Below are 8,984 nucleotides of genomic sequence, written 5' to 3' on the forward strand. Positions count from 1 at the left end.
GCTCACGACGCCCACCGCGCGCGCCGTGACGTCCTGCGCCGCGCGGTACGGCGGATGGGTGCCGCGCCCGAGCCCGCCGCGGCGGCCTACTCCCTGCCCTTCCCGGTCCCGGACGGCGCCGCGGCGGTGCGGCTCGCCGCCGCGCTGGAGGAGCGGGTGGCCGCCGTCTACGCCGACCTGGTCCGGGCCGGCGAGGGCGGGCTGCGGCGGGAGGCGGCCGCCGCGCTGCGGGAGACCGCGGTCCGCGCGGCACGCTGGCGCGGCACGGGCGTACCCTTCCCAGGTCTCGCCGAGCGCGCCGCGCGGGCGGGCCCGGAGCCCCTCTGAGGGACTCCCCGCGCAAAGCCGACGACGAAAGGGACGCCCGGGCATGACATCGGCTCCGCACGTCGAACCACCGCAGCGGCTGGTGCGCTTCCTGGGCGCGGACTCCCCCTGGCTGGCACGGCTGCCCGGACTGGTACGGACGTCGCTGGCACGCTGGGGGCTGACGGCCGAACGGGTGATCTCCCCGGGCGGACGCGGCAGCCTGGTCGTCCTGGTCCGCCGGGCGGACGGCTCGCCGGCCGCGCTGAAGCTGCGCGCCGCGGGCGCGGCGGACGAGGCCGCGGCGCTGTCCCGCTGGGAGGGGCACGGCGCGGTACGGCTGCTGGACGCCGCTCCCGAGGACGGCGCGCTGCTGCTGGAGCGGCTGCACGCGGAGGTGTCGCTGCGCTCGCTGCCGGACGCGAAGGCCACCCTGGAGGCGGTCTCGGCACTGCACCGGCTGTGGGTGTCCCCCTCTCCCCCCGGTGTCCCCGACGGCGAGCACCCCTTCGTCACCGTGGAGGAGCACACCGGACGGGCGGTGGAGGGAATCCGCGCGCACATGCCCGAGGAGGCCCGCCCGCTGGCCGACGAGGCCCTGGCCCTGCGCTCCGAGCTGCTCGCCGACGCCCCCGAGCACCTTCTGCTGCACGGCGACTTCCGGCAGGGGGCGGTGCTGTCGGCGGGCCCGGGACGGGCCCACTGGCTGGTGGTCGGGCCCGATCCGCTGGTGGGCGAGCGGGCGTACGACCTGGCCCGGCTCGTCCGCGACCGGCTGCACGACCTGGCCGCCGGCTCCGGCGCCCCCGCGATCGCCCGGCGCCGGGTGACCAAGCTGGCGAACTCCCTGGAGGTGGACCGCGACCGGCTGCGCGGCTGGAGCCTGTACCGGGCGGTGGAGTCGGGCGCACGGCACATCGCCGCCGGCGACCGTGCCGACGGCGAGGCGCTGCTGGAGTTCGCCGGCTGGCTGTGAGCCCCGGACCGCGGGCCCCGGTGAGGGGCCCGCGGCGACGGCTCAGGCGGATTCGCCGGCCGAGCGGGCCAGCCGCTCCACCGCCTCGTCCACCGGCACCTCCTCGCGCTCGCCGGTGCGCCGGTCCTTCAGCTCCACCAGGCCCTTGGCCGCGCCCCGGCCCACCACCAGGATCTCCGGCACGCCGATCAGCTCCGCGTCGGTGAACTTCACACCGGGCGAGACGCCCGTGCGGTCGTCCACCAGGACGCGCACCCCGGCGGAGGCCAGCCTCCCGGCCAGTTCCAGGGCCGTCTCGATCTGGGCGCCCTTGCCGGCGGCGACGATGTGGACGTCGGCCGGGGCCACCTCGCGCGGCCAGCACAGGCCCTGGCCGTCGGCCGTCTGCTCGGCGAGCGCGGCCACCGCGCGGGAGACGCCGATGCCGTAGGAGCCCATGGTCACGCGGACGGGCTTGCCCTCGCGGCCGAGTACGTCCAGGGAGAAGGCGTCGGCGTACTTGCGGCCGAGCTGGAAGATGTGGCCGATCTCGATGGCCCGGTCCAGCTTCAGCCCGGCGCCGCAGGACGGGCAGGGGTCGCCGTCCTCGACGGTGACCACGTCCAGGTACTCGTCGACCTCGAAGTCCCGGCCGCACACCACGTTGCGGGCGTGGGTGTCGGGCTTGTTGGCCCCGGTGATCCAGGAGGTGCCGGGGGCCACGCGCGGGTCGGCGACATAGCGGAAGGCGGCGCCCGCCAGGCCCTGCGGACCGACGTAGCCGCGCACCAGGGCCGGGCGGCCGGTGAAGTCCTCGGCGGCGACCAGTTCGACGGTGGCGGGCGCCAGGTGCTCGGCGAGCTTGCCGAGGTCCACCTCGCGGTCGCCGGGCACGCCCACGGCCCAGATCTCCCCGTCCACCTTGACCAGCAGGTTCTTCAGGGTGGCGGAGGCGGGCACGCCCAGGTGGTCGGCGAGGGTCTCGATGGTGGGGGTGTCGGGGGTGTCCAGCTCCTCGATCGGCGGGTGGCCCATGGGGTCGGCCGGCTTCAGCGGGAAGGTGACGGCCTCGGTGTTGGCGGCGTATCCGCAGGCCGGGCAGTCGGCGAAGGTGTCCTCGCCGGCCGCGGCCGGAGCGAGGAACTCCTCGGAGGCCGAGCCGCCCATCGCGCCCGAGACGGCGGAGACGACCCGGTGGTCCAGGCCGAGCCGGGTGAAGATCCGCACGTACGCCTCGCGGTGCAGCCGGTAGGACTCGGCCAGCTCCTCGTCGGTGGTGTCGAAGGAGTAGGAGTCCTTCATCAGGAACTCCCGGCCGCGCAGGACGCCCGAGCGCGGGCGGGCCTCGTCCCGGTACTTGGTCTGGATCTGGTAGAGCATCACCGGCAGGTCCTTGTAGGACGTGCACTGGTCCTTGACGACCTGGGTGAAGATCTCCTCGTGGGTGGGCCCGAGGAGGTAGTCGGCGCCCTTGCGGTCCCTGAGCCGGAACAGCAGGTCGCCGTACTCCTCCCAGCGGCCCGAGGTCTGGTAGGGCTCCTTGGGCAGCAGGGCCGGGAGCAGCACCTCCTGGGCGCCGATGGCGTCCATCTCCTCGCGCACGATCCGGGTGACGTTCTCCAGGACCTGCTTGCCCAGCGGCAGCCAGGTCCAGATCCCGGCGGCGGTGCGGCGTACGTAGCCGGCGCGGACCAGAAGCCTGTGGCTGATGGTCTCCGCGTCGGCCGGGTCCTCGCGCAGCGTCTTCAGCATGAGCCGGGACATGCGCTGGACACGGGCTGCCATGGGTTTCTCCTGCGTGCGGTGGGTCGGTTTCCGGGAGCCGCACCGGTGATGCGGCCCGCCCAGGAGACTACCGGCGCCGCAGCGGCAGCGGCGCACCCATCACCGCGTACGGACTCCCGGCGCTGGGACTCCACCTCCCGGGGGCACCCCCCGGACCCCCGGCCGGACCCGCCTCACCGCCGCAGCGGCAGCGGCGCACCCATCACCGCGTACGGACTCCCGGCACTGGGGAACAGCACCTGGCGGGCCAGGTCCCGGTAGCCCAGCGAGCGGTAGAGGGCGCGGGCCGGGCTCTCGGTGTCGATCGCGGAGAGGATCGAGCGCGGCTCGGCGGCGGCGTCGGTGATCGCGGTGATCAGCGCACGGCCGATGCCGTGCTTCTGGTACGCCGGGTGGACGTGCAGTTCGGTGATGACGAAGGCGTCGTCCAGCCATCCGGCGTTCCCGTCGCGCCGCAGATACGGCTCGACGACCGTGGACCACCACTGCGTGCGGTCGTTGGGCATCCCGTAGACGAAGCCGACCAGCCGCCCCCGCGGTGTGGTGGCGCCCAGCGCCCGGACCCCGGGGGACGCGGCGTGCCGCAGCACGATGTGGCGGCGCACTTCCACCTCGTCGTCGGTCAGTCCGAAGGCGACGGCCTGTACGGCGAGCGCCTCGTCCACGCGGGCCGCGAGGTCCAGGGGACCGACCTGGGCTTCTTCCATGGTGACCGACCCTACTGGAGAGGTCGGCGGGATCGGGCGAACACCCGCGCGGACCATGGTCCGTTGAGGGGCCTGCGGAGCCTTCGGGACCACCCGGAGCCGTCCGAATAGTCCGAATAGTCCGGGAGCGTTCAGAACAGCACGCTCATGAACTCCCCGGCCTCGCGGAAGCCGACCCGGCGGTAGGCGGCGCGGGCGGCGGTGTTGTAGTCGTTGACGTAGAGGCTGGCGACCGGGGACACCTCGGTCAGCGCGTAACGCAGCACCGCCGCCATGCCGGTGACCGACAGGCCCCGGCCGCGGTACTCGGGCGCGACCCACACGCCCTGGATCTGGCACGCCCGCGGTGTGACGGCGCCGATCTCGGCCTTGAAGACCACCCGGCCGTCCTCGATGCGGGCGAAGGAGCGGCCGGCGCCGACCAGTTCGGCGACCCGGGCCTGGTAGACCAGCCCGCCGTCCCCGGCCAGCGGCGACACGCCGACCTCCTCGGTGAACATCGCCACGCAGGCGGGCATCACCACATCCGTCTCGTCCTTGCGGACGCGCCGCACGTACGGATCGGGCCGTATGCCCGCGGGCACGCGGTCGGCGACCATCAGCGGCTGGTGGCGGCGGACCTCGCGGGCCGGCCCCCAGTGCGGCTCCAGCCGGGCCCACAGCGCCGCGGTGGCCCCGGCCGGGCCGACGACGGACGAGCAGCGCCGCCCCTGGCGGCGTGCCCGCTCGGCGAAGGCGCGCACCGCCTCCCGCCCCGCGCAGACGGGGACGAGGTTGGCGCCCGCGTAGCACAGGGATTCCAGCCGCCCGCGCTGGTACCAGCCCCACATCTCGCCTCCCAGCCGCCACGGGTCCAGGCCGGAGACCCGGACACGGGAGGCCACGAAGGCGTTGCTGACCGGCTCGCGGTCGAGCACCGCGAGGGCGTCGTCGAGCTCGTGGGACCCGAGGACGCGGGTGGTGGTGGTCGTCAACACGTGGGATGCCTCACCGTGCGGCCGTGGTGGCTGGGGAGTGTCTTCCGACTTTACCCCCGGCCGCGGCGGGCGGCGCCGGCCGGTCGGTCAGCTGACGGAGACCTCCGGCTCACCGGAGATCACGCCGTCCTTCTCCATCTGCTCGGCGATCTTCATGGCCTCGTCGATGAGGGTCTCGACGATCTTGGACTCGGGGACGGTCTTGATGACCTCGCCCTTGACGAAGATCTGGCCCTTGCCGTTGCCGGAGGCGACCCCGAGGTCGGCCTCGCGGGCCTCGCCGGGCCCGTTGACGACGCAGCCCATGACGGCCACCCGCAGCGGGACCTCCATACCCGCCAGCCCGGCGGTGACCTCGTCGGCGAGCTTGTAGACGTCCACCTGGGCCCGGCCGCAGGAGGGGCAGGAGACGATCTCCAGCCGGCGCTGCCGCAGACCGAGGGACTCCAGGATCTGGATGCCGACCTTGATCTCCTCCACCGGCGGGGCCGACAGCGACACCCGGATGGTGTCGCCGATGCCCTCGCTCAGCAGGGCACCGAAGGCGACGGCCGACTTGATGGTGCCCTGGAAGGCCGGCCCGGCCTCGGTGACGCCCAGGTGGAGGGGGTAGTCGCACCGCTCGGCCAGCAGCCGGTAGGCACCCACCATCACCACCGGGTCGTTGTGCTTGACCGAGATCTTGATGTCGCGGAAACCGTGCTCCTCGAACAGCGAGCACTCCCACAGCGCGGACTCCACCAGCGCCTCGGGGGTGGCCTTGCCGTACTTGGCCAGCAGCCGCTTGTCCAGGGAGCCGGCGTTGACGCCGATGCGGATGGGCACCCCGGCGTCGGAGGCCGCCCTGGCGATCTCCTTGACCTTGTCGTCGAACTGCCGGATGTTGCCCGGGTTGACGCGCACCGCCGCGCAGCCGGCGTCGATGGCCGCGAAGACGTACTTGGGCTGGAAGTGGATGTCCGCGATCACCGGGATCTGGGACTTCTTCGCGATGACCGGCAGCGCCTCGGCGTCGTCCTGGGACGGGCAGGCCACGCGGACGATCTCGCACCCGGAGGCGGTCAGCTCGGCGATCTGCTGGAGCGTGGCGCCGATGTCGGCGGTGACGGTGGTGGTCATCGACTGCACGGAGACCGGGGCGTCGCCTCCGACGGCCACCGAGCCGACCTGGATCTTCCGGCTGGCCCGTCTGTCGGCCAGTTTGGTCGGTACGGACGGCATTCCGAGCGAAATGGCTGTCATTGTGGTGTGCAACCCCAAGCTGTGGTCCAGTGCCCCGTTCGGCGGCGGGCTCCGGCCTCCGAGATTACGGTACGCCCGGTGCCCGGGGCACACCGTGGTCCGCCGTGCGCGGTGCGCGGTGCGGGGCCCCGGGCGCCCCCGGGACCCCGCACACCGCCGCGTCAGCCGGTCAGGCGTACGGGGTTGACCACGTCCGCGATGAGCACCAGCAGCGTGAAGCAGACGAAGACGCCGGCCACCACGTACGCCACCGGCATCATCCTCGCCACGTCGAACGGGCCGGGGTCGGGGCGGCGCAGCACCCTGGCCAGGCCCCGGCGCAGAGACTCCCACAGGGCTCCCGCGATGTGGCCGCCGTCCAGCGGCAGCAGCGGCAGCATGTTGAACAGGAACAGGGAGAGGTTGAACAGGGCGAGGGTGAGGAGGGTGATCGCCACCCGCTGCTCCGCCGGGATCTCCAGGGCGAAGATCTCCCCGCTGACGCGGGCCGCGCCGACCACGCCCATCGGGGAGTCCGCTTCGCGCTCGGCGCCGGCGAAGGCCGCGTTCCACAGGCCGGGGATCTTCTCCGGCAGGCGGGTGAGCGCCTCGGCGCCGGCGACCATCATGTCGCCCATGCGGTCCACCGCCTGCGGGAAGGACTGCTCGACCACGCCGGTGGCCGGGGAGAACCCGAGGAAGCCGGTGGTGACGTACTCGCCCTCGACGTAGCCGCCGCGCCCGTCGGACTTGGCGACCTCGTTCCTCACCAGGTCCGCCCGGAGGACCTCGCGCCCGCCGTCGCGCTCGACGGTGATGGCGGCCGGTCCGATGGTGTCGCGGATGCGCCGCTGGAGGTCGTCCCACTCGGTGACCTCGGCCCCGTTGAAGGCGACGATGGTGTCGCCGGGCTTCAGGCCGGCGGCCTTGGCCGGGGAGTCGGGTGCGTCCTCCGGGCAGGTGTCGGTGCGCTCGGAGACTCTGACCACGCACTCGGAGACGGAGGAGACGGTGGTGGTCGTGGTGTTGATGCCGAAGATCATCAGCGTGCCGAGGAAGATCGCCACGGCCAGCACCAGGTTCATGAACGGGCCGGCGAACATCACGATCACGCGCTTCCAGGGCTTGCGCGTGTAGAACATCCGCTTCTCGTCGCCCGGCCGGAGCTCCTCGTAGGCCGCCGCGCGGGCGTCCTCGATCATCCCCCGGAAGGGAGAGGTGGAGCGCTGCCGGACGGCGCCGTCCTCGCCGGGCGGGAACATGCCGATCATGCGGATGTAGCCGCCCAGCGGAATCGCCTTGACGCCGTACTCGGTCTCGCCCCTCCTCCGCGACCACAGGGTGGGGCCGAAGCCGACCATGTACTGCGGCACGCGGACGCCGAACATCTTGGCGGTGGACAGGTGGCCCAGTTCGTGCCAGGCGATGGAGAACAGCAGGCCGACGACGAAGACGACTATGCCGAGGATGGTCATCACCGTCGTCATGCGCGTGCCTCCGCTGTCCGTCGTGTCATGTGTACCACCAGTTCGCGGGCGCGGGCGCGCGCCCAGGTCTCGGCGTCGAGCACCTCGTCCAGGGTCAGACCGCGCCCCTTGGGGGTGCCGTGCTCCTCGACCACCGCGGCGACGGTATCCACTATGCCGTTGAACGGCAGCCCGCCGGACAGGAACGCCTCGACGCACTCCTCGTTGGCGGCGTTGAACACCGCCGGCGCGGTGCCGCCCAGGGCCCCGACGTGGCAGGCCAGCGCCACGGACGGGAAGGCCTTCCCGTCCAGCGGGAAGAACTCCCAGCTCATCGCCCTGGACCAGTCGAAGACGGGGCCGGCGTCGGGCACCCGGTGCGGCCAGCCGATGCCGAGCGCGATGGGCAGCCGCATGTCGGGCGGGCCGCACTGGGCGATGGTGGAGCCGTCCTCGAACTCCACCATCGAGTGAATGTAGGACTGCGGGTGGACGACGACCTCGATGCGGTCGAAGGGGATGTCGTACAGCAGGTGCGCCTCGATGACCTCCAGGCCCTTGTTGACCAGGGTGGCGGAGTTGACCGTGATCACCGGGCCCATCGCCCAGGTGGGGTGGGCCAGGGCGTCCTCGGGGGTGACATGCTCCAGCTCCTCGCGGGTGCGCCCCCGGAAGGGGCCGCCGGAGGCGGTCACCAGCAGCTTGCGCACCTCGGCGCGGGTGCCGCTCATCAGCGCCTGGAACAGCGCGGAGTGCTCGGAGTCGACGGGGATGATCTGCCCCGGCCCGGCCAGCGCCCTCACCAGCGGACCACCGACGATCAGGGACTCCTTGTTGGCCAGGGCCAGACTGCGGCCCGCCTCCAGGGCGGCCAGGGTGGGGCGCAGGCCGATGGAGCCGGTGATCCCGTTGAGGACGGTGTGGCACTCGGAGGCGGCCAGTTCGGTGGCCGCCTCCGGCCCGGCCAGCACCTCGGGCAGCGGCTCGGCGGAGCCGTAGCGGGCGCGCAGCGCCTCGCGCAGCTCGCCGGCCCGGCCCGGATCGGAGACCGCGACGGCGCGGACCCTCAGCCGGTGGGCCTGCTCGGCCAGCAGCTCCACCCGGCCGCCCGCGGCGGACAGCGCGGTCACCCGGAAGCGGTCGGGGTTGGCCAGCACCACGTCGACGGCCTGGGTGCCGATCGATCCGGTGGAGCCCAGGATCACGATGTCGCGCGGGCCGTCCCCGGCGGGGGTGTCGGCCGGGTGGCGCAGACGCGGGTCTGCGAGAGGAGCGGGACTGTCGGTCATCCCCCCATTGTGTCCGGTCCGCGAGACGGCCCGGACACCGCGTCGCGACGCCCCGCCCCGCGCCACCCGGCCGGTGCCCGGGCGCAGGAACAGCAGTCCGAGGCCGGTGACGGCGGCGACGAGGACCATTACGCCCAGCCCGTGGAGGGCGAGGTCGTCCAGCGGCGCGGGGGCGGCCGTGTCCACCACGTCCATGGCGTCGAGTTGGGGGCGGGTTTCCCCCGCGGGGGTTTCCGCCCCCCACTCTCCCCTCGCCCCACCCCCGTTCCGGGCCCCCG

8 protein-coding genes are annotated in these 8,984 nt (G+C 73.4%); 2 read left to right on the top strand and 6 right to left on the bottom strand.

From position 1 onward, the window contains the following. Together AC2CJA_RS20130 and AC2CJA_RS20135 are read left to right on the top strand one after the other, a co-directional pair. The coding region (locus tag AC2CJA_RS20130; protein ID WP_484604090.1) for a DUF4439 domain-containing protein at positions 1 to 327 on the top strand (327 nt) is incomplete at its 5' end. Positions 328 to 370: 43 nt separating this feature from the next. Further along, positions 371 to 1,282 carry an aminoglycoside phosphotransferase family protein gene (locus AC2CJA_RS20135; protein ID WP_484604091.1) on the top strand — a complete coding sequence of 304 codons (912 nt, stop codon included), beginning with the start codon at positions 371 to 373 and terminating at the stop codon, positions 1,280 to 1,282. A gap of 42 nt (positions 1,283 to 1,324) precedes the next feature. On the opposite strand, the gene AC2CJA_RS20140 is transcribed toward AC2CJA_RS20135, so the two are convergent. From AC2CJA_RS20140 to dxr, 6 genes are all read right to left on the bottom strand, one after another. Beyond that, on the bottom strand, positions 1,325 to 3,046 hold the full coding sequence (locus tag AC2CJA_RS20140; RefSeq protein ID WP_484604092.1) for a proline--tRNA ligase: 1,722 nt from the start codon (positions 3,044 to 3,046) through the stop codon (positions 1,325 to 1,327). A 173-nt stretch (positions 3,047 to 3,219) separates the two neighbouring features. Then, on the bottom strand, positions 3,220 to 3,753 hold the full coding sequence (locus tag AC2CJA_RS20145) for a GNAT family N-acetyltransferase (RefSeq protein WP_484604093.1): 534 nt from the start codon (positions 3,751 to 3,753) through the stop codon (positions 3,220 to 3,222). A 131-nt stretch (positions 3,754 to 3,884) separates the two neighbouring features. Continuing rightward, complete coding sequence (locus AC2CJA_RS20150; RefSeq protein ID WP_484604094.1) at positions 3,885 to 4,730, bottom strand: GNAT family N-acetyltransferase; 846 nt, start codon at positions 4,728 to 4,730, stop codon at positions 3,885 to 3,887. Positions 4,731 to 4,817: 87 nt separating this feature from the next. Beyond that, entirely contained in the window at positions 4,818 to 5,972 is a 1,155-nt protein-coding gene (gene ispG, locus AC2CJA_RS20155; protein ID WP_241716403.1) for a flavodoxin-dependent (E)-4-hydroxy-3-methylbut-2-enyl-diphosphate synthase, read from the bottom strand. Between the two features lie 161 nt (positions 5,973 to 6,133). Then, a complete protein-coding gene (locus tag AC2CJA_RS20160; RefSeq protein WP_484604095.1) occupies positions 6,134 to 7,438 on the bottom strand; it encodes a M50 family metallopeptidase in 1,305 nt (434 codons plus the stop codon). Continuing rightward, on the bottom strand, positions 7,435 to 8,706 hold the full coding sequence (gene dxr, locus AC2CJA_RS20165; protein ID WP_484604096.1) for a 1-deoxy-D-xylulose-5-phosphate reductoisomerase: 1,272 nt from the start codon (positions 8,704 to 8,706) through the stop codon (positions 7,435 to 7,437). The genes AC2CJA_RS20160 and dxr overlap by 4 nt, the downstream gene beginning before the upstream one ends. Positions 8,707 to 8,984: the final 278 nt, after the last annotated feature.

The sequence above is a fragment of the Streptomyces sp. ATLC9 genome (genome assembly GCF_057196705.1).